Below are 23,374 nucleotides of genomic sequence, written 5' to 3'. Positions count from 1 at the left end.
CATAACTCTGCATCGTCGAGACGCTTTGGCGTCACGGCATGGATCCTCGGGTCTACGCGTCCGTTTCGCTCCCGCTCCGCCCGTGGATGGCGAAGGGAGGGATGTCGGCCCCCATTCTCCAGGGTTTGTAATTGCCATCACCCGTCACTCAATCTCCGCGCCCAACCCCGTCATCAGCCCCATGAACTCCGGAAAGCTCGTCGCGATCATCGCCTGATCGTCGATGGTGACAGGCTTTTCCGTTGCCAGTCCCATGACCAGAAAGCTCATGGCGATGCGGTGGTCGAGATGGGTTTGCACCGTCGTGTCCAGGCCGTTGGGGTGGCCGCCCAGGCCCTTGCCGCCCGGCTTGCCGCGCACGGCAAGCGAAGCCTCGCCCTCGGTGCAGTCGACGCCGTTGAGCTTCAGCCCGTTGGCGACGGCCGACAGACGGTCGGATTCCTTCACCCGCAGCTCTTCCAGCCCCTGCATCAGCGTCTCGCCCTCGGCGAAGCTCGCGGCAACGGCCAGCACCGGGTACTCGTCGATCATCGACGGTGCCCGCTCCGGGGGCACGGCGACGCCCTTGAGCTCGGAATAGCGCACGCGCAGGTCGGCGACATCCTCGCCGCCGGCATTGCGCGGGTTGAGGATGTCGATCTTGCCGCCCATTTCCTGCAACGTCAGCAAAAGCCCGGTGCGGGTCGGGTTCATCAGCACGTTTTCGATCACGATGTCCGAACCCGGCACGATCAGCGCCGCGACCAGCGGGAAGCTGGCTGAGGACGGGTCGCCCGGTACCGCGATCGTCTGGCCTGTCAGCTTGCCCTGGCCCTCGATGAAGATGTGGCGCACGCCGCGTTCGTCGGTCTCGACCGACAGGTTGGCGCCAAAGCCCTTGAGCATCTTTTCGGTGTGGTCGCGCGTCATCACCGGTTCGATCACCGTGGTAATGCCGGGCGTGTTGAGGCCGGCGAGCAGCACGGCTGACTTCACCTGCGCCGAGGCCATCGGCACGCGGTAGGTGATCGGGGCGGCGTGCTTGGGGCCATGCAGCGTGATCGGCATGCGGTCGCCGGGTGTGGCCTTCAGCACCTGCACGCCCATCTGGCGCAGCGGCTCGAGCACGCGGCCCATCGGCCGGCCGGACAGCGAGGCGTCGCCGATGAAGGTGGTTTCCATGTCGTAGGTGCCGACGAGGCCCATGGTCAGCCGTGAGCCGGTGCCGGCATTGCCGAAGTCGAGCGGGCCTTCCGGCTGCAACAGTGCGCCGTTGCCGGTGCCGCGGATCACCCACTCGGCGCCGCGCTTCTCGATATGCGCGCCCATCGCCTTCATGGCCGCGCCCGTGCGCATCACGTCCTCCCCCTCCAGCAGGCCGGTGATGCGGGTTTCGCCGGAGGCGAGACCGCCGAACATGAAGGAGCGGTGCGAGATCGACTTGTCGCCCGGCACGCGTGCCGTGCCGGAAAGGGCTTGAGATTTGCGGGCGGTGGCCGGCTTGGCAGCGGCGGCGTGAGACATGGAATTTCCCTGGACGGAATGCCGGCGGGCCGGCGCTTTTCATTTGTTGCGGCGGTCTCGTATCACGGCGGGGCGAAATGGTCATCCCCATGGTCGTCACTTGCCGCGAGGCCTTTCAGGACTTGGTTTTGTGACGCCGGCTTTTGGCTTTGACAGCGCCGCAAACAGTGGTTAAGGGGACCACTCTTTTATTCACGAGGCTTGCCGTGGCAAAAACCGAACTTGGCACAAAGCGTATCGACCCCGAAACGGGTCGAAAATTCTACGACCTGAACAAGGACCCGATCGTCTCGCCCTACACCGGCAAGACCTATCCGCGTTCCTATTTCGAGGAAGGCAAGATCGCCGCCCTCGAGGAGGAAGAGGAAGTGGCCGAGAAGGAAGTGGACGCCGAGGACGAAGAGGGCGTTGAAGTCGTCTCGCTCGAAGAGGCCGACGAGGACGTCAAGGGTGACGACCTGCCGGATCTCGGCGACGACGAGGACGTTGATCTCGGCGACGACGAGGACGATACCTTCCTTGCCGACGAAGAGGAAGAAGACGACGACGTTGCCGACATGATCGGCGTCGGCGACGACGACGACGAGGTCTGATCGACCCGAGAGACAAGCGTTTGCAGGCTTTCTTGGCCTGTGAACAAAAAGCCGGCATTGAAGGCTTGATATCTGGGAAAGGCGGGGTTAGAAGCCGCCTGCACTAACGGCGCGGTGTTCCAACCCGTGCTGATCTCTTCGCCGGAAACGGCGCCGGTTGACTGCCGGAAGTGGGGCCATAGCTCAGTTGGGAGAGCGCTTGAATGGCATTCAAGAGGTCGTCGGTTCGATTCCGATTGGCTCCACCAAACAGTCTCTCAGCCAACCGCAACCGGTGAATGGGCCGTACGGCCCTGGTACGCTCGCCTCGAGCAGCTCCGCTCACTAGAGGGTTGCGCCGACAATCCAGCCTCACCGCCTAACCGCCGCGCGACCTTTCCCAAGCAGGGCTCGCCGTCTGTTGCCCATTTCGGCGACGAGATCGATGACGACGCCCCCGCTGGGCTCTCCGCGGCCTGCTTCTCGGCTCCGGTCACATTCTAGGCATCGCGGCCGCCATGCCCGACGGCGCGCCCGAGATCGTGCCGGGGCGGACACGTGCCATCCCGGCCGTCGGCTGACGCCGGAGGCCAGTGCTGCGGAAGCTTGATCTCGATCAGTAGGTCGTGCGTCCACCCGACAGATCGAAGGTCGAGGCCGTGGTGAAGCTGTTTTCCTTCGAGACGAGCCAGGCGACCATGGCGGCGGCCTCGTCGACCTCCAGCAGGCGGCCGCGCGGAATGCGCGAACGCATGTATTCGATGTGCTCGGCCGTCAGCTGCTCGAGGATGCGCGTCTGCGCCGTCGCCGGCGAGATGCAGTTGACCGCGATGTCGTACTGCGCCAGTTCCTTGCCAAGCGACTTGGTCATGCCGATGACTGCGGCTTTCGAGGCCGAATAGGCGGCGGCATTGGGATTGCCTTCCTTGCCGGCGACCGAGGCGATGTTGACGATGCGCCCGTAATTGCGCTCCTTCATCCCGGGAACCACGGCGCGGTTGACGTAGAAGGTACCGTTGACGTTGATGTCGATGACCTTCTTCCAGACATCGATGTCGTAGCTATCGAGCGGCGCGGCCGGACCGGCGATGCCCGCCGAGTTGACCAGGATGGAGATCTTGTTGGCGATCTCCTCCGTTCTGGCGCGGGCGGCGTCCACCGCTTCCCAACTGGCTATGTCCACGGCCAGCGTCGTGGCGGCCTTGCCGAGCTCCTGCTTGGCCGCATCGAGACGGGCTTCGTCGATGTCCCACAAGGTGACCGTCGCGCCGGAGGCGACAAAACGCTTGGCCATCGCAAAGCCGAGGCCTTGCGCGCCGCCGGTGACCACGGCGTGCTGGCCGTCAAGATCGATCCTGTTCATGTCGAGCGGTTCTTTCCGTTTGAGATGCTGGAGGGCTGCCCGATGAAAGCGGGCGGGATTGCTACATCGTCGCGCCGAGACTCCAGGGCACGAACTCGTTGTCGCCATAACCGAGCGATTCCGACTTGGTGCGCCCGCCCGATGCCACGCGCAGGATCTCGGTGAAGATCTCCTCGCCCTTCTCGGCCAGCGTCACGCCGTCCAGTATGTCGCCGCAGTTTATGTCCATGTCCTCGCGCATCTGCTCGAAGATGAAGGAGTTCGAGGCGAGCTTGATCGAGGGCGTCGGCTTGCAGCCGAAGGCCGAGCCGCGTCCCGTGGTGAAGCACAATATGTTGGCGCCGCCGGCAACCTGTCCGGTGGCCGAGACCGGGTCGTAACCCGGCGTATCCATGAAGACGAGGCCGCGCTCGTTGATCGGCTCGGCATATTCCAGCACGGCGCGCAGATTGGTCGTGCCGCCCTTGGCGGAGGCGCCGAGTGATTTCTCCAGTATGGTCGTCAGCCCGCCCAGCTTGTTGCCGGGAGACGGGTTGTTGTTCATCTCCATGTCGTGCCTGGCGGTATAGTCCTCCCACCAGCGGATGCGCTCGATCAGCTTCTCTCCCACTTCGCGGGTCTCGGCGCGCAAGGTGAGAAGATGCTCCGCGCCATAGATCTCGGGCGTCTCCGAGAGAACGGCCGTCCCGCCCTGCGCGACCAGCAGGTCCACCGCCGCACCGAGCGCCGGGTTGGCGCTGATGCCGGAGTAACCGTCCGACCCGCCGCATTGCAGCGCCAGCACCAGTTCGGAAGCCGGCTGCGGCGTTCTTTCCGCCGCATTCACGGTCGGCAGCATGTCGAGGATCGCCTTGACACCGGCCTCGACGGTCTTGCGGGTGCCGCCGGTCTCCTGGATCGTCATCGTGCGGAAGATGGTGCTCTCCTCGATGTTGTAGGACTGCATCCAGCGCGGGATCTGGAACGCTTCGCAGCCGAGCCCGACCATCAGCACGCCGCCGACATTGGGGTTGGTGGCAAACCCCCATTGCGTGCGTTTCAGGAGATCGTAGGCGGGCCCCTTGGTGTCGATGCCGCAGCCTGTGCCGTGGACGAGCGAAATGACGCCGTCGACATTGGGATAGTCGCGCAGGATGCCCGACCGGTTGACCTCTTCCACGATGAAGCGGGCGACGCTGGCCGAGCAGTTCACCGAAGTCAGGACGGCGATGAAATTGCGCGTACCGACCTTGCCGCTCGGCCTGCGGTAACCCAGGAAGGTGGCGCGTTCGGCCTCTGGAAGAACAGGCGTGTGCCTGGCGTTTGTGCCGAAGAGGTAGTCGCGCTCGAAATTGCGCAGATACACATTGTGCTCGTGCACCCAGTCGCCGGCGACGATTGGTTCGCGTGCAAAGCCGATGGTCTGGCCGTATTTCACGATCGGTTCGTCCGAAGCGATGTCGCGCATGGCCATCTTGTGGCCGCGCGGGATCCGTGCCCTGGCCGCGACGTCACCGGCCCTGTCGCCGACCTTCAAAGGGTCGACCGCAAGAAGAATGTTGTCGGCGTGCGAAAGCTGGATGAACCGCGTCATTACACAAACTCTGAAGGAAGCTCTCCCCCGACGAAGTCAGGGATGAACGATGAGAAATACTAATATAATAGAATGTCAATGGTCAAGCGGCGGCAGTGACAGCCGCCTCAGCGGCACTGACAGCCGCCTCAGCGGCACTGAGGAACCGTCTTGGCGTAGAGGGGAGTGAATTCCACCCGTCCGCCGCGCTCGGATCAATCCCGACTGAAACCGGGCATCTGGCCGGGCAGGCGACCACGCACGATTGGTTCGCGGTCAGTCGAGATGGAAGACTTCTTCCATGGCTGCCCACCATTCTCCGTCGGCGCGGGTCGGCAATGGTTTTTGCATGGGATCGCACAGCTCCCACCATTTGCGCATGGCGGAGGATTCGCCCATTCGTGCGGCATCTTGGGCGAAATCGCTGCCATGATACTCCCAATAGGCGAAAAGCAGGTTCTCGGGCTCACGCAGGAAGATGGAGTAGTTGCGGATGTTGGCACGGCTGATGACTTCGAGCACGCTTGGCCAGACGGCGGCGTGGACGCGCTTGTATTCGGCGATCGCATCGGCCTTCAGGCCGATGCAAAGTCCCATTCTCCGCATGTGCGGGTCGTCTCCGGTGCGGGTTCAGCCGAGAAGGTCGGCGGCGACTTCGAGCGTGTTGCGGAACGACGTCTCGAGATGGTGCTCCATTGCCTTCGCGGCGCCTTCGGCATCGTGTCGCTTCAGCGCGTCAAGGATGGCCTCGTGCTGCTCGATCGTCTGTTCGCCATAGCCGGGCTTGGGAATAGCGAGATAACGGCCACGATCCATCTGCGCCTTGGAAATGTCGACGGCCCGCCAGATCATTGGCAGGCCACAGATCTCGGCAATGGTACGATGGAAGACGTCGTCGAGCTGGATCGCGGTTGCGTACCTGCCGCGCGATATGGCCAGCCGGTGCGCCGCCATGTTGTCCTCAAGCAGTTCGGCGGCTGCCGGCGTCAGCTTCACGGCCGCACGCCTGGCGCTCTCCATCTCGAGCGCCCGGCGGATCACATAGGCCTCTTCCAGGTCGGCCCGGCTGATCGGCGCGACATAGGTGCCGGTCTGCGCCAGTATCTTGACCAGGCCCTCGTCACTGATGCGCTTGACCGCTTCCCGAACCGGCGTCCGTGAAACACCGAGTGCCTCCGCGATGGCCACCTCGTTGATAACTTCCCCCGGCTTCATCTGTCCGACGACGATCAGATTACGGATCTTCTGATAGATCTGATCGCGAAGCGGCAGAGCCCGATTGAGGGTCGAAGGGTCCAGGTCCATGGCAAATCCGTAGCTTCGTTCACCAGAAATGATCAGATTATATTAGAATGTAAATTGGAATGCACCCAATGCGCGTGGCGATCTCTGCCGGCAATGGAGCGGTTCCAGTTCATCGGAATCCAGCTTGTCAGAACTGTTATATTAGTGCAATAGTCGGCATCCGCAGTGAGGAATTCGATCCGCAGACGAAGGCCTGAACCAATTCGCACGCCGGGAGGTGAGCATTCAGGTCGGAGGAGGTTCGCGTTTTAATAGGCTATTATACTAAAATAATGCAACATCCGAAGCCAACGGGATAGGCCGCCAGGGAGGAACCTGCCAGACATGAGTGCCGTCGCCGCCGACTTCGCCTTAGACATGAAAGGCATCAGCAAGATTTTTCCGGGCGTGAAGGCTCTGTCCAGCGTCAATTTCGCTGTCAGGTTCGGCACCGTCCATGCTGTTGTGGGCGAAAACGGCGCCGGCAAGTCGACGCTGATGAAGGTGCTCAACGGCTCCTACGCACCCACCAGCGGCACCATCAAGGTCGGCGGTGCCGAGGTGCGCATGCGCCGGCCGGCCGACGCCCAGGCGCTTGGCATCCGCATGGTGCATCAGGAGATCAATCTGGTTCCGGATCTGACGGTCGCGGAAAACGTCTATCTGGGCCGAATGCCCGGCAAATGGAGTTTTCTGCGCAAGGGCGAGATGGTCAGGAAGGCCGCCGCCGTCCTCGACGAGCTGGGAGCGGCCATCAACCCGCGCGAACGGCTCGGCAATTTGTCGATCAGCCAGCAGCAGCTCGTCGAAATCGCCAAGGCCTACGCGGCCCAGCCCCGGATCATCGTCCTGGACGAGCCGACATCGAGCCTCAGCGAGCATGAGACGGCGGCACTGTTCCGGATCCTGCGCAAGATGCGCGACGACGGCATCGCCATCATCTACATCAGTCACAGGCTGAAGGAGGTGCTCGAGATCGCCGACGAGGTGACCGTGCTGCGCGACGGCTCGATGATCGAGACCCGTCCGATCCAAGGCATAAACGCCGCCCAGATGATCAGGCTGATGGTCGGCCGCGAGGTCAGCAACGTCTTCCCCAAAAGCCCGGCCGAGATTGGCAGGTCCGTGCTGCGCGTCGAGCGCATCAGCGACGGCAAGCACTTCCGCGATATCAGCTTCGATGTGCGAGCCGGTGAGATACTGGGCCTGACCGGCCTGGTCGGCGCCGGTCGCACCGAGGTGGCGCGCGCCATCTTCGGCCTGTCGCGGCTGGTCGAAGGCACGGTCAGCGTCAACGGCCGCAAGGTTGCGATCAATTCCCCGTCCCAGGCAGTCAGGGCCGGGATTGCCTATGTTCCGGAAGACCGCAAGGGCGACGGCATCGTGCCGGGCATGTCGATCCGGGAAAATATCAGCCTGCCCATACTGCGTCGCCTCAGCCGTTTCGGGCGCATCAGGCGCGGTGCCGATCGCGCGCTGGCGGCGGACTATGTGAAGCAGTTTTCCATTTCGCCGCCCGACGGCGAACGCCGCATCAATCTCCTGTCAGGCGGCAACCAGCAGAAGGCGGTGATCGCCAAATGGCTTGCCGCCAGGCCGTCGGCGCTGATCCTCGACGAGCCGACGCGCGGCGTCGATGTTGGCGCCAAGGCCGAGATCCATCACATCATCGGCCAACTCGTTGCCGGCGGCATGGCGGTGGTCATGATCTCCTCGGAACTGCCCGAGATCCTCGGCGTCTGCGACCGCGTCGTGGTGATGCGCGACGGGCACGCTTCCGAACCGCTGATGCGGGCCGACCTCAGCGAGGAACGCATCATGGCGCTGGCGACCGGGGAGGAAATGGCGTGACCGACGCGACCATGGAGGTCAGCGGCGTGACCCGCAACGACCGTTTTACGCGCGGCGGCAGGCTTGTCGACGCCCTGTCGAAGGCAGGGCTCGCCTTCGCCATCCTCGCCGTTCTGCTCTACGGCTCCTTTGTCAGCCCTGCCTTTTTCACCACAGGCAATCTGCTCAATGTCCTGACCTCGATGTCCATCGTCGGCATCGTCGTCGTCGGCATGACCTTTGTGCTGGTGGTCGGCGGCCTGGCCGATCTGTCGGTGCCGGCAACGATCGCCTGCGGCGCCATCCTGTCGCTCGGGCTGCAGCCGCTGATCGGGCCGCTGCCCGCCTTCGTTCTGGCGGTCGGCCTCGCCGGCCTGATCGGCCTGCTCAACGGCGTGCTGGTCGGCTATGTCGGCATCAATCCCATCATCGCCACGCTCGGCATCGGCACCATTGGCCTGGGCATCGTCCAGGCCGCGGTCGGCGGGGTCATCGTCTACGGCAGCAACCCGGCCTCGGCCGAATTCGCCAAGGGCCGCCTGTTCGGCATTCCGGTCGTGGTGCTGATCTTCCTGGCCATCGCCCTCATCGGCCATTTCGTCCTGTCGCGTTCCGTCTGGGGCCGGTGGACGCTCGCCACCGGCGGCAATTACAAAGCCGCAGAGGCAAGCGCCGTTCCCGTGCAAGCAGTGAAGGCCGGCGCCTTCGTCATCACGGCGCTCGCCTCCGGCATCAGCGGTGGCCTGCTCGGGCTGACGTTGCAAAGCGCGCGGCCGCTCATCGGGGCTGGCTACGAATTCAGCGCCATCACCGCGGTGGTGGTCGGCGGTGTGTCGATCATCGGCGGTTTCGGCTCCGTGCCGCGGGCGATCGCCGGCCTCATCTTCGTACAGCTTCTGACCAACGTCATGGTTCTCGACGGCGTGCGCACGCCGATCCAGGGCTTTGTGCTCGGCATCCTGATCGTCGGCGCCGTCGGCATGGATGCCGCGTTGCGCAAGCGAGGGGTGGCATGATGCGGCTGCTGACGCTTGCCTCGCGGCATAGGGTCGTGATCATCCTCGGCCTGACGCTCGTCATCTCGGCGCTGGTGGTTCCCGGTTACTTCTCCGCCTCGACCCTTGGCTTAGGCCTCGACCGCGCGGCGACGATCGGCCTGATCGCCATCGGCCTGACGGTGCTGTTGATATCGGGCCAAATCGATCTCTCCGGCGGCGCCGTGTTCGCACTGGCCGGCATCGTATCGGTCATCCTCCAACGCGAGATCGGCATCCTCCCAGCCGTGATCGCCGGCATCCTGGTTGGCACGCTGGCCGGCGCCATCAACGGCGCGCTGGTCGTCGGCCTGAAGGTGAATTCGCTTGTCCTGACGCTGGCGACGATGCTGATCTTCCGTTCGCTCGCGCACTGGATCACCAACAGCCAGCCGGTGACAGGCACCGACATCATGCTCTCGCTGGCGCTGGCCAAGATCTATCTCGATGTCTTCACCATTCGCAGCGCCCTGTTCATCATCCTGATCGTGCTGCTGCATTTCTGGCTGACGCGCACCATTCCGGGCCGCAATGTCTTTGCCGTCGGCTCCAATCCGGCGGCCGCCAAGGAAAGCGGCATTGCTTCGGACCGCGTCGTCTTTCTCGGCTTCGTCTTCGCCGGCACGCTCGCCGGCCTGGCCGGGGTTCTGCAGAGCCTCGTCACCAACACCGGTTCGCCCGTCTTCGGCTCGGAACTGACGGTTGCCGTCATCGCCGCCGTCGTCGTCGGCGGAACCCGCCTCGAAGGCGGCAGGGGATCCGCGCTCGGCACGCTCGGCGGCGTGCTGACCATCGGCTCGCTGACCATCGCGATGGAGTTCCAATCCGTTCCCGCATACGTCCAGCAGGTCGTATCGGGGCTCATCCTGATCCTGCTCGTCGTGCTCGATCGGGCCGTTACCACCAAGGGGAGGGCTCCGGGCACGCGCCCCGCGCTCATTCGCGACAATCCAATCACTCAAGGAGGAAAAACATGATCGGCAAGACAAGCATGCTCCAGATCGCCGCCATCGCGGTGCTAGCATCGACAGGCTGGGCCAGTGCCAAGACGGTTTGCTATGTGACGGCGGCGGATTCGCATGCCTATGCCACGCCAGCCAACAAGGCGCTTGAAGCCCGTGCCAAGGAGCTCGACATCGAGATCCTGAGCCTTAGCCAGGATTTCGACGTCCAGAAGGGCACCGAGCAGCTAAACACCTGCGTGGCGCGCAAGGTCGACGGCATCATCCTGTGGCCGCTCGATCCGCAGGCCTACATACCGGGCCTCGCCCGCGCACAGCAGGCCAACATTCCGGCGATCCTCATCAATTCGCCGATGAGCGACGATGCCAAGCCGTTCATCAAGTCCTTCACCGGGCCTGACGTCTACGAGGAAGGCAAGCTCGCCGCGGATTCGCTCAGCAAGGCGCTGGGGGGCAAGGGCTCCGTCGTCATCATCGCCGGCCAGGCCGGCAACGGTACCACGATCGGCCGCGTGACCGGCTTCACCGACCGCCTCAAGGAAACCAACGCCGATATCAAGGTGCTCGACACGGTCAACGCCGACTTCGACCAGCAGAAGGCGCTGGTGGTGAGCCGCGACCTGATCACCCGCTTCGGCGACCAGATCAGTGGCGTCTACGCCAATGACGACACCATGGCGCGCGGCTTCATCGACGCCTGGAAGGAGGCCAACCCCTCCAAGGCGGCACCGCCGATCGTCGGCATCAACGGCCAGAAGGACGCATTCGAGTCGATCCGCACCAATGAGATGTATTCGACCATCGTCCAGTCGCCGGTCGAGGACGGCCGCCTGGCCATCAACACGATGGCGCAGATCATCGACGGCAAGGAGGTCAAGGACCGGCTGCCGATCCCGCTCACCGTCGTCACCAAGGATAATGTCAATTCGGTCGAACCGGCATTCTGATCATCGAAGCCGGCCCGGTTCAGCCGGGCCGGCCCTCGGCCGACTCCGCCCTTATGGTCTGAAGAGAAAAAAACTAATCGTGGGCAACGATTTGGAATAAACTAACTCTACAGAATTTATAGAATAAGCAATCTGCATCGGCGATCTGTTTTCTGGACAGGACCACGCCATGCCAGCCCTTCTGCGCCCGCTTTCAACGCCGTCAGGTATAGCCCGCCGCTGGATCGCGGGAGGCCGGCCATGACCACGGACGTTTCCGATCGCATCAAGGTTCTCCGCTTCCCGCCGACACTTGGCGACAGCCATTTTCCCATCACGACTGAAGGCGGCAGGACCGTCGACCTCCCCTGTCTGATACAGGTGGCGAAAGCCGCCGACATGCGGCACGATCCGGTGCGATGGAAGTACTCGATCCTCGGAAAATATATCCCCAATGGCGAAATTCCGCCGCTGCACGCCTGGAGCTGATTTCCACCGGCGGGCGGGCGGCCCGCACAGCAAAACTTCGACCATCAAGAGGCCCACTGCCATGTCAAACCCAACAGTCGTCGGCTTTTCCGGCAACATCACCCGGCCGTCAAAGACGCGCGCCTTCGTCGATCTGGTCACCAGGGACATCGCCGCGCGCCATGGCCTGTCGGCGAGCACCTATGACATCGAGGATGTCGGCCCATCGCTGGGTACGGCAAGGTGGGCGCGCGACCTCGACGGCCAGGCTCAACCGATCCTGGCCCAGATCCTCGCGGCTGATGTGCTCGTGGTCGGTTCGCCGACCTACAAGGGCAGCTACACCGGCCTGTTCAAGCACTTCTTCGACCTGATCGATCCGACAGCGCTCCGGGGCAAGCCCATCGTGTTGACCGCGACCGGCGGTGGCGAGCGTCATGCCCTGATCGTCGAGCATCAGCTGCGGCCGCTGTTCGGCTTCTTCGAGGCCTTTGCCCTGCCGACCGCCGTCTATGCCACCGACAAGGATTTCACCGACGGCGTGCTGCGCTCAGAGGCCATCCTGAAGCGCGCGGCGCAGGCGGTCGACGAGGTCGGCTTCGTGCTCGCCAACCGCTCGGCCGGCAGGATCGCCGCCGAATAGCCAGCCGCGAAGAGGATTGCGCCAAGGTCGAAATCCGCACGGGCGGCACCGCCGCTTACGTGCAATTTACGACCGCCCGCTACAAAGTTCCTGTCTGATTCGCCCGGGACAGGAACACCATGAGCAAAGCCCTCACGACCTTCGCACTCGTCGCGGTGCTGACCGCCTTGCTGATGGCGTTGAGCCTGGCGGTGGCACGGCACGGCTATCCCTATGGCGCGATCGGCGTCAGGCGCCTCGACGGCATCGCCGATGCCGGGACGTTCATTCCGCTGGCTGCCGTCTACTTCTTCAGCGCGCTGTTGATGATGATCCTGCCGATCCGCGCCGCCAGCATCGTTCTCACCCATGCCGCCGACGCGATCTTCTGGACGGTGATCGTGCTGTTTGCCACCATCGTAGGCGGCCTTCTCGCCAGATGGGCTTTCGGTCAGGGCAGCGCCTTGTGGGCGCTGCTGAACTGGCGGTTCCTGTTTGCCGTGGCGGTTGTCGGCTGCCACTTCGTCATGAACGAGCTGCGCCGCAACGTGCTGTTGCGCAGCCTGTTCTTCGTGGTCTTCGCCGCCGCGACGCTGGCCTGCCTGTTCTGGTCGTTCACGCTCTGAGCGTGATCATGGACGGCTGGTTTTCGCCGCGATGTGGCCGGTAGCCTGCTCCATCCACGTCCAGAGATAGGCCGCGAGACCGCGGTCGACATGGATGCGCAGCTTGCTTTCATGGCGATAGACGATGGCGCTGATGCCGGCAAAGGACAGTGCCGCACTGGCGCTTGGTTGTCCGGGATCGAGCGCCGTTCCACGGGCGATGAAAGCATCAAGCGCCGCGCCCTCTGCCTCGAACGCCTGTAGCCCGGCGCTGATCTCCGTCACCGCGAACCCCTGGCTGCACCACCCCGTGGCCATGCCGATGGGCGTGGCCGACACGGCAAGCAATCGGTCGCGTGCCAGACGAACCGAATAGCGTGCGCCCTCGGCCAGGCCGAACGCACCGACGGCCGTTCCATCGAAGCCGGATGCCTCGGCCCATGCTGCAAGGTCGCCGCTGACCAGACGTTGGTGCAGCCCGGCAACCGCGCCTATCCTGAGCCCCGGCACCTCGATCGTGGCGTTCTGCCAGTCAGGTGCGACCGACCATTTTTCCGCGAGATCACGCATGGAGCCGCTCTCCCGCCGGGTCGAAGGCGCAAGGCGCGGCAATCGTTGCCGTCCGAACCTTGCCGAGATGCTGGATTTCGATCGCCTCGCCGTGGCGGACCGCGCCGCGCTCGATCAGGCCAAGCGCGATGGGACGGCCAAGCGTCGGGCTCTGGTAGCTCGAGGTGACGAAGCCCTGGCTGTACAGTCTGCCGTCGCTCCGCTTGATGCCGTGGGCGCCAGTTGGTAGCGGCGCCTCGCCAGACGGCACCGCCAGGCCGACAAGCTGCAGGCGGTTGTTTCGCGACGCCTCCTCGGTGAACAGCGAGCGGCGGCCGACATATTCGGTCTGGCGTTTGGTGCGGGGCGCTTCGCTGCCGAGGTCGTGGGGCAGCGTCGTGCCGTCGGTGTCCTTGCCGATGACGATAAAGCCTTTCTCGGCGCGCAGGATCATCAGCGCTTCGAGGCCGATGACGACAGCGTCGAACACCTGGCCGGCCTGACGCAGATGCGCCCATAGAGGCTCGGCACGATCTGCGCGGATGGAGACCTCGTAGCTCCTGTCGCCGGTGAAGCTGACGCGGGCGACGCGGACCTCGTCGCCGCCATGGCTGCCGTGAGCGATCGCCATATGCGGCAGGTCGGCCTCGTCGAGCGAGAGGCCGAGCTCCAGTTTTTCGAGCAGCTTGCGGGCGTTTGGCCCCGAAACGGTCAGCGTCGCCATGTCCGATGTGGCGTTGTGGATATAGACCGCGTCGCGGCCAAATCGGTCCTGGCGCCACTCTTCCAGCCGCGCATGCACGGCAGCGACATGCGAGGATGAACACGAGACGACGAAGCGATGCTCATCCAACCGAACCAACACGCCATCATCGAAGACCACGCCGTTCTCCGACAGCATGAAGCCATAGCGGCAGCGGCCCGGCTTCAGCGTCGACATGGTATTATAGTAGAGGAAATCGACGAACGCGGCCGCCTTGGGGCCGATCACCTCGATCTTGCCCAGCGTCGAACCGTCGAACAGCGCGACCGATTGGCGCGCGCGCAACGCCTCGTCCTGGATGGCGCGATCCGCGTCAGCGCCGCGGCCGCCATAATGGGCCGGCCGCAGCCAGCCGCCATATTCCTGGAAGACGGCGCCGCCGGCGCGATGCATGGTCTCCAGCGGCAGCCTGCGCACCGGTGCCATCAGTTCGCCGACGCGCGCGCCGGCAAAGCTTGCCAGCGGCACCGGCGTGAAGGGCGGACGGTAGGTGGTGGTGCCGACCTCCGGCACGGTGCGGCCGGTGATGCCGGCCATCAGCGCCAGGCCGGGCATGTTGGAGGTCTTGCCCTGGTCGGTCGCCATGCCGAGCGTGGTGTAGCGTTTCAGATGCTCGACCGAGACGAAGTTCTCGCGCGCCGCCAGTTCGACGTCCTTTACCGTCACGTCGTTCTGGTAGTCGATCCAGATGCGCCCTTTCGAACCGGGCACCGGCCAGGCGGCCGCTACGCCACCCGTCGCTTCCGGTCCCGTGCTGCGCGGCACGGCTGCTTTCGTCCGGCCGAGCAAGCCAACAGCTTTCTCCGAACCGGCGAACACCTCCGACAAGGAGACCGCGCCAGCCGCGGCGCCGACGACTGAAATGCCGTCGACCGGATCGCCCGGCAGGAAGGCAGCGCGGGCGTCGCTCCAGGCCAGCCTGCCCTTGGCTTGGCCGAAGAGATGAATGGTCGGCGTCCAGCCGCCCGAGACCAGCACGCAATCGGCATCGAGCCTGGTGCCGTCATCCAGCGTCACGCCCTCGACCCGCAGTCTGCCCCTGGCGGAAGCAAGCGCGCTCCCTTTGACCAGCCGCACCTTGGCCGGTGCGTCGGGCATGCCGTCACGCCTGATGTCGACGAGTGTGACTTCGGCGCCGGCGTCGGCCAGCGCTGCCGCGACCTCGTAAGCGCTGTCATTGTTGGTGGCGGCGGCGATGCGCCGCCCAACCAGCACCGCATGGCGCCTGAGATAGGCAAGTGCCGCGTCCGCCGACAGGATGCCCGGAAGGTCATTGTTGGCAAAGGGCAGCGGCCGTTCGATGGCGCCGGTCGCCAGCACGATCTGGCGCGGCCGAACCCGCCACAGCGTGTCGCGCCGGCCATCGAAATGACGCTGGTTCAGCCCGACCAGATTGTGGTCGTAAATGCCGAAGGCGGTGGTCGCTGTTAGGATCAGGTGACCGCCCGTTCTAAGTTCCGCAACCGTCTCGTCGATCCACACGGAAGCCGGCTTGCCGTCGATCTCGCCGGCGCGGTGGCCAAGTGATCCTCCCGGCGTCTGCTGGTCGTCGACCAGCGTGACGGAGAGGCCAGCGCCTGACGCCAGCCTTGCCGCCGCCAATCCGGCCGGTCCCGCGCCGACCACCAGCACGTCGCAATGGTGGTTGATCTGGTCAGCCGTGCCCGGCGACGCCCAGTCGGTGTCGACCTTGCCCAGTCCGGCCATGGCGCGGATACGCGGCTCGAACATGTGCCAGTCCGGCCACATGAAGGTCTTGTAGTAAAACGCCGCCGGAATGAAGCGCGAGAAGCGGTCGAGAAAGGCGTTGCGGTCGGCCAGCGCGCTGGGCGTCGCGTTGACGCTTTTCGCCACCAGCCCGTCGCGTGCCGGCTCGGTCGTGGCGCGCGTGTTCGGCGTCGCCTGTGGGCCGCCGATGTCAACCAGCGCGTTTGGCTCCTCGACGCCGGCGCCCCAGATGCCGCGCGGCCGGTGATATTTGAAGCTGCGGCCCACGACCGCGACATCGCCGGCCAGCAGCGCCGAGGCGATGGTGTCGCCGGCAAAGCCGTCCACGGTTGCGCCATCGAAGCTGAATCGGATCGGGCGCGAGCGGTCGATGGCGCTGCCGCCGGCGGCGAGGCGCGAGGCGGTCACGCCGCGAGCTCCCCGCCAAGGGCGGTCGAGGACACCACCTTGTGCGTGACCGTGTCACGTTCCATGACGAAGAACTCGCCGCAATTCATGTGCACCCAGATTTCGCGTGCCGCGCCCTTCGGGTTGCCGCGCAGATAGAGGTAATTTGCCCAGCGCTCGATCGGCACGTCGGCGCCATCCGGCCTGGCATTGCCGGCATCACCGCCATAGTGGAATTCGGTCTCGTCGCGCGGGCCGCAGAACGGGCAAGGGAAGAGCTGCATGATTGCCTCTGGTCTTTGTCTCAGTGCGCGATGCCGGAGCCGGCCGCTTCGTCGATCAGCCGCCCGCTGGCGAAACGATCGAGATCGAAGGGACGGCTGATATCATTGTGCTTGCCCGTGGCCAGCAGGTTTGCCAGCAGCGTGCCGCCGGCGGGAATGGCCTTGAAGCCGCCAGTGCCCCAGCCGCAATTGAGGAACAAATTGGGCAGCGGCGAGGGACCGATGATCGGCGAGGAATCCGGCACGACGTCGACAATGCCGGCCCATTGCCGCATCAGCTTCAACTGGCCGAAGATCGGGAACATCTCCAGCAGTCCGGCAATGACGGTTTCCAGCGTCGGCAAATTGCCGCGCTGCGCATAGGAGGGGATGCGGTCGAGCCCGCCGCCAATGACGATCTCGCCCTTGTCCGATTGGCTGACATAGACGCCGCAGCCGGGCGACAGCACCACCGTGTCGAGGATCGGCTTCACCGGTTCGGAAACGCAGGCCTGCAGGGCGTAGGAATTGATCGGCAGCCGGAAACCGGCCTTGGCCGCCAGCACCGAGGAATGGCCGGCCACAGCCATGCCGACGCGCTCGGTGCGGATCGCGCCGCGCGTCGTCTGGACGCCGCGGCAGCGGCCGCCCTCGACGATGAAATCGGTGATCTCGCAATTCTGGATGATATCGACGCCGAGCCGGTTCGCCGCCCGGGCATAGCCCCAGGCGACGGCGTCGTGGCGGGCGGTGCCTGCGCGGCCCTGCCAGATGCCGCCGAACACGGGAAAGCGCGCATCCGGAGAAAAATTGTAGATCGGCGCCACGCGCCGCACATCCTCCGGTGAAAACAGCTCCGCATCGATGCCGTTGATCTGCATGGCGTTGACGGTGCGGGCGCCGATCTCCATTTCGGCGGTCGAATGGCAGAGATTGACCATGCCGCGCTGCGACAGCATGACGTTGTAGTTCAGGTCCTTTGACAGGCCTTCATAGAGCCGGTGCGCCAGCCCGTAGAGCTCGACGCTTTCCGGATAATAGTAATTGGAGCGTACCACCGTGGTGTTGCGGCCGGTGTTGCCACCGCCGATCCAGCCTTTCTCCAACACGGCCACCCGGGCGATGCCGTGATTCTTGGCAAGGTAATAGGCCGTCGCCAGCCCATGGCCACCGCCGCCGATGACGACCGCGTCATAGGATGGTTTCGGCTCGGGTGAGCGCCAGGCCTGCCTCCAGCCGGTCTGGCCGACCAGGCCTTCCTTGAACAGCGACAGAGCGGAATAGCGTCTGGTCATGGCGTGCCGGACAGGCCTGATTTCAGGGAGCGAGCGTGGATCATGGCATGGTCTTCAGCATGGATGGCACCGGTTCGATCGGTCATGCCCGCATCGCTTTGCCCAGTGGATCGTAAGGCGACGAAGCGATGACGCGCGCACCTCTTTCGACGCCGACGATATGGGTTGTCAACTCAGTATCGACATCGGTGGCATCGCCATCGACAAGCGCCATGGCGAGGCTCTTGCCGACCGTATGGCCATAGCCGCCGGAAGTGACGAAGCCGGCAAGCTTGCCTCCGCTCCAGACCGGTTCGTAGCCGCTGGCGTCCGCATCCGCGGCATCCATCTCGAGCGTCACCAGCGTGCGCCTGGCGCCGGCCTTCTGCTCTTTCAGCGCCGCTTCGCGGCCGATGAAATCGCCCTTGTCGAAAGCGATCCAGCGGTCCATGCCGGTCTCGGCCGGTGTGTAATCCTGCGTGAACTCACGCGACCAGATGCCAAAACTCTTTTCAAGCCGCAGCGAATTGACCGCGCCGAAGCCGTATTCGGTTATGCCGAGGTCGCTGCCTGCCGCAAGCAGCGCCCGGCGCAGCCCCGCATGCTCATTGGCCTGGCAATGGATTTCGTAGCCGAGTTCGCCGATGACCGAGAGCCGCCCGACCTTGGCACGAACCAGGCCGACATCCAGCGTCTTGCAGGTGAGGAAACCGAAGGCCTGGTGCGAGACATCCTGGTGCGTCAGCCGTTCGAGCAGACGGCGCGCATTGGGGCCGGCGAGCGAAAAGCCGACGACCGCGTCCGAAATGTCGCGTACGGCAACGCCCTCGCCGAGATGCTGTTCGAACCAGCGCATGTGCCATTGGCGCAGATAGTAGGACCCCATGATCCACCAGCTGCCGTCACCCCAGTTGAAAACGGTGAGGTCGCCCTTGAGCTTGCCGTTTTCGCCCAGCATCGTCGCGAGTTTCGCGCGGCCAGGCTTGGGAAGGGCGCAGGCAAGCAACCGGTCGAGCCAGGCTTCCGCTTGCGGTCCGGTGACCTCGTAGCGCGAGAAGGCGGTGATATCGAGCAGGCCGACGCCTTCGCGTACCTTGCGGCATTCCCGGGCGACGATGTCGAAGGCATTGGAGCGCTTCAGCGTCGGTGTTTCAACGAAACCTTGCGGCGCGAAGTAGAGCGGCACTTCCATGCCCCAGGAATTGCCCCAGCGCGCGCCGGCCGCATCCATGGCGTCATGCGCGCCTGCTGTCTTCAACGGCCGCCCCGCGGGCAATTGCTCATTGGGATAGCTCATGACGAAGCGGCGCGAATAGAACTGCCCGGTCGTCTGCTTGATGTATTCGCGGTTGGAGGCGAAATCGCCGTAGCGGGCGATGTCCATGCCGTAGACGTCGGCTTCCGGTTCGCCATGGATCATCCACTCGGCCAGCGACTTGCCGACACCGCCGCCTTGCAGGAAGCCGGCCATGACACCGCAGGCCACCCAGTAGTTGGGAACACCGCGCACCGGGCCGACCAGCGGATTACCGTCCGGCGAGAAGGTGAAGGCGCCGTTCACCCAGCGCTTGATGCCGGCTGTCTCCAGGCAGGGATAGCGGCTGAAGCCGAGCGCCAGTTCGTTGGCGATGCGGTCGGTGTCCTCCTGGATCAGCTCGATGCCGTAATCCCAGGGTGCCCCGTCCATGTTCCAGTGCTTGTGGTTGATCTCGTAGATGCCGAGCAGCAGCCCCTTCTGCTCCTGGCGCATATAGGTGAAGCCCTCGAGGTCGACGATCAGCGGCAATTCCCGGCCGAGCGCCTGGATCTCGGGCAGCGCTTCGGTGACGAGATAGTGATGCTCCATTGGCGAAACCGGCAGATCGATGCCGGCCATCCGGCCGACCTGCTTGGCCCACAATCCGCCGGCGTTGACGACGTGCTCGGCAATGAGAGTGCCTTTCTCGGTAACCACGTCCCAGCTGCCATCGGCGCGACGATTGAGCTCCAGAACGCGGTTGTGCTCGATGATGTCGGCACCGCGCTTCCTCGCTGCCTTGGCATAGGCGTGGACGACTCCCGAGGGGTCGATATGGCCTTCGCGTGCCGCATAAAGGCCGCCCAGCATGCCGTCGGTATTGAGGATCGGGCAGCGTTGCTTGATCTCGTCGACGCCGACCAGATGGACATCGTTTATGCCCATGGTCTGGAAGATGCGGTAGGAAGCCTTCAGCCATTCCCAGCGTTCCGGCGCCGAGGCAACCGAGATGCCGCCGGTCATGTGCATGCCGATGCTCTGGCCCGATTCTTTTTCGACCTCCGACAGCAGGTCGATCGTATAGGCCTGCAGCGCGGCGATGTTGGGGTCGGCGTTCAGCGCGTGGAAGCCGCCGGCCGCGTGCCAGCTCGACCCGGCTGTCAGCACCTCGCGTTCGATCAGTGCGACATCACTCCAGCCGAACTTAGCCAGGTGATAGAGCACCGAGGCTCCAACCACGCCGCCGCCAATAACGATCGCCCTGTATTGGGATTTCATCCTGCTGCACTCCACCTGGTATGGCGGCGCACCCTACCGGCATTGTACATATGTGTCTAGTGCATTGCGGCCTTTAGCCCAGAGGGGGCGTGCTGTCATGGGGTGGGCGCCAGGTGCGTGTCGTCAAGAAGGCTTCAGGGCCGCGCGGCCGATGGTTGCGCGCCTACCGTTTGCCGGAAAGCGTCTTCTCGACATAGCGCGCGAAGTCCTCGACATCTTCCGCCGGAGGCTCCTGGCCGGTGAAGCTGCGCAGATAGGAAGCGACGTGGGTGAGGCGGGTGCTCATCGGTTCGTTGAGTTCGAGCGAGTAATAGCCGATCTGCATGAAATAGAGGACGCGGGCCCGCACGAATGCGTCTTCTTCCTCGTAGCCATGGCGCTTGAACATGTCGCGTATGGCATTGACACGCTCTTCGTCGGCCTCGTCGAGCGCGCGCCGGATTGCGGGCGAGCGGCGGGCCCAGGCCCTGATCGCGAAGTCCAGCCGGGGGTCGAACAGCTTTTCATCCACCCAGCATTCGAAAATGCTCATTACCCCACGAATGACGGTCGCCGAGGGCCGCGAGGCGCGTTCGACGATGAACCTGGTGTTGGTCTGCCGCCAGTAGCCCAGCAATTGATCGAGCAGATCCTGCCGGCTCTTGAAATACCAGTAGAAGCTGGAGCGCGAGACGTCGAGCTGCTGGCCAAGCGTCAGCACGCGGACGCGTTCGACACCGTCCGAGATCAGTGTTTCAAGCGCCAGCTTCAGCCAGTCTTCACGAGTGGCCTTGATGTTGCCGGTGGCGCCGGCGCGCTGGATCGTCGTTTCGATTGCTGCCATCAGCACGACGCATGACATGCCGGATCAGGCAAATCAAGCACGTGGACACTTATGTACAGGGCAATTCGTTTGAGCCGCGATGACATCTGGCCGATGTCAGCCGGATTGCAGGTTCATGGGTGCCGGCCCCTGCCGTCCCATCAAGGCCAGGGATAGGCCCGGGGTTTTTGTCGCGGCGGCTCGGCCAGTGCGTGCTTTCCCGCAACGCAATTGTCTGGCAAATACCAGTTCGGACAGATGCCGCCGCGCGGCCAACCAGCAGGAAAGACCAGGACATGGCTCAGTTTCGAAAAAACCTCATCGATGGCGAATGGGTCGGCGACGCCGGGTCCCGCAACATCAACCCCTCGGATACCGGCGACGTCGTCGGCGAATATGCCTCGGCGGGCGTTGAACAGGCTAGCCAAGCGATCGCCGCGGCCAAGGCGGCGTTCCCGGCATGGTCCCGTTCCGGTCCGCTGGCGCGCCACGCGGTGCTGAAGAAGGCGTCGGACGAGATCATGGCGCGCAAGGACGAGATCGGCCGCAACCTGGCGCGCGAGGAAGGCAAGACGCTGGCCGAAGGCATTGGCGAAACCATCCGCGCCGCCCAGATCTTCGATTTCTTTGCCGGCGAAACATTGCGGCTGACCGGAGAGATGGTTCCGAGCGTGCGGCCGGGCGTCGGTGTCGAGATCACGCGCGAAGCGGTCGGCGTCGTCGGCATCATCACGCCATGGAATTTCCCCATCGCCATTCCAGCCTGGAAGATCGCGCCGGCGCTGGCCCATGGCAACACCATCGTCTTCAAGCCGGCGGAACTCGTTCCCGAGAGCGCCTGGTCGATCGTCGACATCCTGCATCGTGCCGGCCTGCCCAAGGGCGTGCTCAACCTCGTCATGGGCAAGGGTTCGGTGGTCGGCCAGGCCATGCTCGACAGCCCCGACGTCAATGCCATCACCTTCACGGGCTCGGTCGGCACCGGAAAACGCGTCGCCGCCGCAAGCGTGGAACACATGCGCAAGTTCCAGCTCGAAATGGGTGGCAAGAACCCGCTGGTCGTGCTTGACGATGCCGATCTTGCGGTCGCCGTCGATTGCGCGCTCAACGGCGCCTTCTTCTCGACCGGCCAGCGCTGCACGGCCTCGTCGAGGCTGATCGTGACCGAAGGTATCCACGACCATTTCGTCGACGCGCTGAAGGAGCGGATGGGCAAGCTGGTGATCGGCGATGCGCTCGATGCGCAGACCCAGATCGGCCCGGTCGTCGACGCCACGCAGCTGAAGCAGGATGAGGACTATATCGCCATCGGTGTCAGGGAAGGCGCCACGCTCGCCTTCGGCGGCGAGCGGCTCGACCGCAAGACGCCGGGCTTCTATCTCAGCCCCGCGCTGCTGACCGAGGCCACCAATGCCATGCGCAGTTCGCGCGAAGAGATCTTTGGCCCGGTCGCCAGCGTCATCCGCGTCAAGGACTATGACGAGGCGCTTGCCGTCGCCAATGACACGCCCTTCGGGCTGACCTCGGGCATCTGCACCACGAGCCTCAAGCACGCGACCCACTTCAAGCGCAATTCGGAAGCGGGCATGGTGATGGTCAACCTGCCGACGGCGGGTGTCGATTTCCATGTCCCCTTCGGCGGCCGCAAGGGCTCGAGCTACGGCCCGCGCGAACAGGGCCGCTATGCCATGGAGTTCTACACCACGGTGAAGACCGCCTATACACTCGCGGGCTGATGAGGCGCCGGCCTGTCGGGCCGGCGAGCCTTCACCACGGAATCGGCACGAGGCAATGGCATTGCAGGACCTGACCTGGCTCAACCCGCCGCCGCATCACGCCATTGACGGCGATGCGGTGCGCGTGCGCACCGGCAAGGAGACCGATTTCTGGCGCGAGACCTTCTACGGCTTCTGGCGCGACAACGGCCACTTCCTGCATCGGCAGGTCGAGGGCGATTTCACCGCCGAAGTCACCGTCAAGGGCGACTACAAGGTGCTCTATGACCAGGCCGGGCTGATGGTCCGGCTGGGCGAAACGAACTGGATCAAAGCCGGCGTCGAATACACCGACGGCCTCGCCTATTTCTCCGTCGTGGTCACCAACGACACATCGGACTGGTCGCTGGTGGCCATTCATGCCGGTCCCAATGGCGTCAGCATCCGCCTGACCCGCCATGGCCAGGCGATCCGCGTCCAGTATCTCGATGCTTCGGACGGTCACTGGAAGCCGGTGCGGCTCGCCTATTTCCCGATCTCGAAGACGGTCGATGTCGGCATGATGTGCTGCTCGCCACAGCGCGAGGGTTTCGAAGTCACATTCTCCGGATTTTCGGTCGGACCGCCGATTTCGAGGGAATTGCACGCCTGACGATT

Annotated in this window: 20 protein-coding genes, 1 tRNA gene and 1 pseudogene; 11 read left to right on the top strand and 11 right to left on the bottom strand. The window is 64.3% G+C overall.

Annotated elements, in window-relative coordinates; genetic code table 11:
* Nucleotides 1-144: 144 nt before the first annotated feature.
* Nucleotides 145-1,503: a 3-phosphoshikimate 1-carboxyvinyltransferase gene (gene aroA / locus EB231_RS01500; RefSeq protein ID WP_172347288.1), complete on the bottom strand. Its 1,359-nt coding sequence runs from the start codon at nucleotides 1,501-1,503 to the stop codon at nucleotides 145-147.
* Nucleotides 1,504-1,709: 206 nt separating this feature from the next.
* On the opposite strand from aroA, the gene EB231_RS01495 reads away from it, so the two are divergent.
* Nucleotides 1,710-2,096, top strand: coding sequence for a TIGR02300 family protein (locus EB231_RS01495; RefSeq protein ID WP_056569283.1), 387 nt, complete (start codon nucleotides 1,710-1,712; stop codon nucleotides 2,094-2,096).
* A 172-nt stretch (nucleotides 2,097-2,268) separates the two neighbouring features.
* A tRNA-Ala gene (locus tag EB231_RS01490) sits at nucleotides 2,269-2,344 on the top strand.
* Between the two features lie 347 nt (nucleotides 2,345-2,691).
* On the opposite strand, the gene EB231_RS01485 is transcribed toward EB231_RS01490, so the two are convergent.
* The 4 genes from EB231_RS01485 to EB231_RS01470 all read right to left on the bottom strand — a co-directional run bounded on the left by EB231_RS01485 (nucleotide 2,692) and on the right by EB231_RS01470 (nucleotide 6,295).
* Entirely contained in the window at nucleotides 2,692-3,438 is a 747-nt protein-coding gene (locus EB231_RS01485; protein WP_172347287.1) for an SDR family NAD(P)-dependent oxidoreductase, read from the bottom strand.
* Between the two features lie 61 nt (nucleotides 3,439-3,499).
* Nucleotides 3,500-5,011 (bottom strand): UxaA family hydrolase, encoded by a 1,512-nt coding sequence (locus EB231_RS01480; protein ID WP_172347286.1) that lies wholly within the window; start codon nucleotides 5,009-5,011, stop codon nucleotides 3,500-3,502.
* Between the two features lie 255 nt (nucleotides 5,012-5,266).
* On the bottom strand, nucleotides 5,267-5,596 hold the full coding sequence (locus EB231_RS01475) for an L-rhamnose mutarotase (protein WP_172347285.1): 330 nt from the start codon (nucleotides 5,594-5,596) through the stop codon (nucleotides 5,267-5,269).
* Between the two features lie 24 nt (nucleotides 5,597-5,620).
* Nucleotides 5,621-6,295: a GntR family transcriptional regulator gene (locus EB231_RS01470; protein ID WP_172347284.1), complete on the bottom strand. Its 675-nt coding sequence runs from the start codon at nucleotides 6,293-6,295 to the stop codon at nucleotides 5,621-5,623.
* A gap of 324 nt (nucleotides 6,296-6,619) precedes the next feature.
* Between EB231_RS01470 and EB231_RS01465 the strand changes: the two genes are divergently transcribed.
* From EB231_RS01465 to EB231_RS01430, 7 genes and pseudogenes are all read left to right on the top strand, one after another.
* On the top strand, nucleotides 6,620-8,125 hold the full coding sequence (locus EB231_RS01465; protein ID WP_172347283.1) for a sugar ABC transporter ATP-binding protein: 1,506 nt from the start codon (nucleotides 6,620-6,622) through the stop codon (nucleotides 8,123-8,125).
* On the top strand, nucleotides 8,122-9,120 hold the full coding sequence (locus EB231_RS01460) for an ABC transporter permease (protein WP_246740855.1): 999 nt from the start codon (nucleotides 8,122-8,124) through the stop codon (nucleotides 9,118-9,120). Before EB231_RS01465 ends, EB231_RS01460 begins: the two co-directional genes overlap by 4 nt.
* Complete coding sequence (locus EB231_RS01455; RefSeq protein ID WP_172347282.1) at nucleotides 9,120-10,115, top strand: ABC transporter permease; 996 nt, start codon at nucleotides 9,120-9,122, stop codon at nucleotides 10,113-10,115. The genes EB231_RS01460 and EB231_RS01455 overlap by 1 nt, the downstream gene beginning before the upstream one ends.
* Nucleotides 10,112-11,047 (top strand): sugar ABC transporter substrate-binding protein, encoded by a 936-nt coding sequence (locus tag EB231_RS01450; protein WP_172347281.1) that lies wholly within the window; start codon nucleotides 10,112-10,114, stop codon nucleotides 11,045-11,047. Before EB231_RS01455 ends, EB231_RS01450 begins: the two co-directional genes overlap by 4 nt.
* Before the next feature lie 384 nt (nucleotides 11,048-11,431).
* Nucleotides 11,432-11,515: pseudogene (locus EB231_RS01440) on the top strand (acyl-CoA dehydrogenase); the annotation flags it as partial.
* A gap of 61 nt (nucleotides 11,516-11,576) precedes the next feature.
* Nucleotides 11,577-12,137 (top strand): FMN reductase, encoded by a 561-nt coding sequence (gene msuE / locus EB231_RS01435; protein WP_172347280.1) that lies wholly within the window; start codon nucleotides 11,577-11,579, stop codon nucleotides 12,135-12,137.
* Between the two features lie 119 nt (nucleotides 12,138-12,256).
* Entirely contained in the window at nucleotides 12,257-12,742 is a 486-nt protein-coding gene (locus EB231_RS01430; protein WP_056569331.1) for a hypothetical protein, read from the top strand.
* A 6-nt stretch (nucleotides 12,743-12,748) separates the two neighbouring features.
* Here EB231_RS01430 and EB231_RS01425 read toward each other — a convergent pair whose 3' ends face one another.
* The 6 genes from EB231_RS01425 to EB231_RS01400 form a co-directional block, all read right to left on the bottom strand.
* Nucleotides 12,749-13,291, bottom strand: coding sequence for a hypothetical protein (locus tag EB231_RS01425; protein WP_172347279.1), 543 nt, complete (start codon nucleotides 13,289-13,291; stop codon nucleotides 12,749-12,751).
* On the bottom strand, nucleotides 13,284-16,169 hold the full coding sequence (locus tag EB231_RS01420; protein ID WP_172347278.1) for a sarcosine oxidase subunit alpha family protein: 2,886 nt from the start codon (nucleotides 16,167-16,169) through the stop codon (nucleotides 13,284-13,286). The genes EB231_RS01425 and EB231_RS01420 overlap by 8 nt, the downstream gene beginning before the upstream one ends.
* Nucleotides 16,166-16,432 (bottom strand): sarcosine oxidase subunit delta, encoded by a 267-nt coding sequence (locus tag EB231_RS01415; RefSeq protein ID WP_172347277.1) that lies wholly within the window; start codon nucleotides 16,430-16,432, stop codon nucleotides 16,166-16,168. Before EB231_RS01415 ends, EB231_RS01420 begins: the two co-directional genes overlap by 4 nt.
* Nucleotides 16,433-16,452: 20 nt before the next feature.
* On the bottom strand, nucleotides 16,453-17,706 hold the full coding sequence (locus EB231_RS01410; RefSeq protein WP_172347276.1) for a sarcosine oxidase subunit beta: 1,254 nt from the start codon (nucleotides 17,704-17,706) through the stop codon (nucleotides 16,453-16,455).
* Between the two features lie 82 nt (nucleotides 17,707-17,788).
* Nucleotides 17,789-20,200 (bottom strand): GcvT family protein, encoded by a 2,412-nt coding sequence (locus tag EB231_RS01405; protein WP_172347275.1) that lies wholly within the window; start codon nucleotides 20,198-20,200, stop codon nucleotides 17,789-17,791.
* Between the two features lie 163 nt (nucleotides 20,201-20,363).
* Nucleotides 20,364-21,023 carry a TetR/AcrR family transcriptional regulator gene (locus EB231_RS01400; protein ID WP_172347274.1) on the bottom strand — a complete coding sequence of 220 codons (660 nt, stop codon included), beginning with the start codon at nucleotides 21,021-21,023 and terminating at the stop codon, nucleotides 20,364-20,366.
* Nucleotides 21,024-21,298: 275 nt separating this feature from the next.
* On the opposite strand from EB231_RS01400, the gene EB231_RS01395 reads away from it, so the two are divergent.
* Nucleotides 21,299-22,738, top strand: coding sequence for an aldehyde dehydrogenase family protein (locus EB231_RS01395; RefSeq protein WP_172347273.1), 1,440 nt, complete (start codon nucleotides 21,299-21,301; stop codon nucleotides 22,736-22,738).
* 55 nt (nucleotides 22,739-22,793) lie between these two features.
* Entirely contained in the window at nucleotides 22,794-23,369 is a 576-nt protein-coding gene (locus EB231_RS01390; RefSeq protein WP_172347272.1) for a DUF1349 domain-containing protein, read from the top strand.
* Nucleotides 23,370-23,374 lie beyond the last annotated feature (5 nt).

It is taken from the genome of Mesorhizobium sp. NZP2298 (genome assembly GCF_013170825.1).
In the GTDB taxonomy this organism is placed as follows: Bacteria; Pseudomonadota; Alphaproteobacteria; order Rhizobiales; family Rhizobiaceae; genus Mesorhizobium.
Note: the sequence above shows the minus strand (reverse complement) of the source record. Positions and strands in the feature narration are given on the sequence as shown.

What these genes read in the sequence shown, in the direction of transcription:
- EB231_RS01430 (WP_056569331.1), top strand. Translation starts at nt 12,257, where the DNA reads ATGAGCAAAGCCCTCACGACCTTCGCACTCGTCGCGGTGCTGACCGCC.
- EB231_RS01405 (WP_172347275.1), bottom strand. Translation starts at nt 20,200, where the DNA reads ATGAAATCCCAATACAGGGCGATCGTTATTGGCGGCGGCGTGGTTGGA.
- msuE (WP_172347280.1), top strand. Translation starts at nt 11,577, where the DNA reads ATGTCAAACCCAACAGTCGTCGGCTTTTCCGGCAACATCACCCGGCCG.
- EB231_RS01475 (WP_172347285.1), bottom strand. Translation starts at nt 5,596, where the DNA reads ATGCGGAGAATGGGACTTTGCATCGGCCTGAAGGCCGATGCGATCGCC.
- EB231_RS01395 (WP_172347273.1), top strand. Translation starts at nt 21,299, where the DNA reads ATGGCTCAGTTTCGAAAAAACCTCATCGATGGCGAATGGGTCGGCGAC.
- EB231_RS01450 (WP_172347281.1), top strand. Translation starts at nt 10,112, where the DNA reads ATGATCGGCAAGACAAGCATGCTCCAGATCGCCGCCATCGCGGTGCTA.
- EB231_RS01480 (WP_172347286.1), bottom strand. Translation starts at nt 5,011, where the DNA reads ATGACGCGGTTCATCCAGCTTTCGCACGCCGACAACATTCTTCTTGCG.
- aroA (WP_172347288.1), bottom strand. Translation starts at nt 1,503, where the DNA reads ATGTCTCACGCCGCCGCTGCCAAGCCGGCCACCGCCCGCAAATCTCAA.
- EB231_RS01400 (WP_172347274.1), bottom strand. Translation starts at nt 21,023, where the DNA reads ATGGCAGCAATCGAAACGACGATCCAGCGCGCCGGCGCCACCGGCAAC.
- EB231_RS01410 (WP_172347276.1), bottom strand. Translation starts at nt 17,706, where the DNA reads ATGACCAGACGCTATTCCGCTCTGTCGCTGTTCAAGGAAGGCCTGGTC.
- EB231_RS01470 (WP_172347284.1), bottom strand. Translation starts at nt 6,295, where the DNA reads ATGGACCTGGACCCTTCGACCCTCAATCGGGCTCTGCCGCTTCGCGAT.
- EB231_RS01465 (WP_172347283.1), top strand. Translation starts at nt 6,620, where the DNA reads ATGAGTGCCGTCGCCGCCGACTTCGCCTTAGACATGAAAGGCATCAGC.
- EB231_RS01415 (WP_172347277.1), bottom strand. Translation starts at nt 16,432, where the DNA reads ATGCAGCTCTTCCCTTGCCCGTTCTGCGGCCCGCGCGACGAGACCGAA.
- EB231_RS01455 (WP_172347282.1), top strand. Translation starts at nt 9,120, where the DNA reads ATGCGGCTGCTGACGCTTGCCTCGCGGCATAGGGTCGTGATCATCCTC.
- EB231_RS01425 (WP_172347279.1), bottom strand. Translation starts at nt 13,291, where the DNA reads ATGCGTGATCTCGCGGAAAAATGGTCGGTCGCACCTGACTGGCAGAAC.
- EB231_RS01485 (WP_172347287.1), bottom strand. Translation starts at nt 3,438, where the DNA reads ATGAACAGGATCGATCTTGACGGCCAGCACGCCGTGGTCACCGGCGGC.
- EB231_RS01390 (WP_172347272.1), top strand. Translation starts at nt 22,794, where the DNA reads ATGGCATTGCAGGACCTGACCTGGCTCAACCCGCCGCCGCATCACGCC.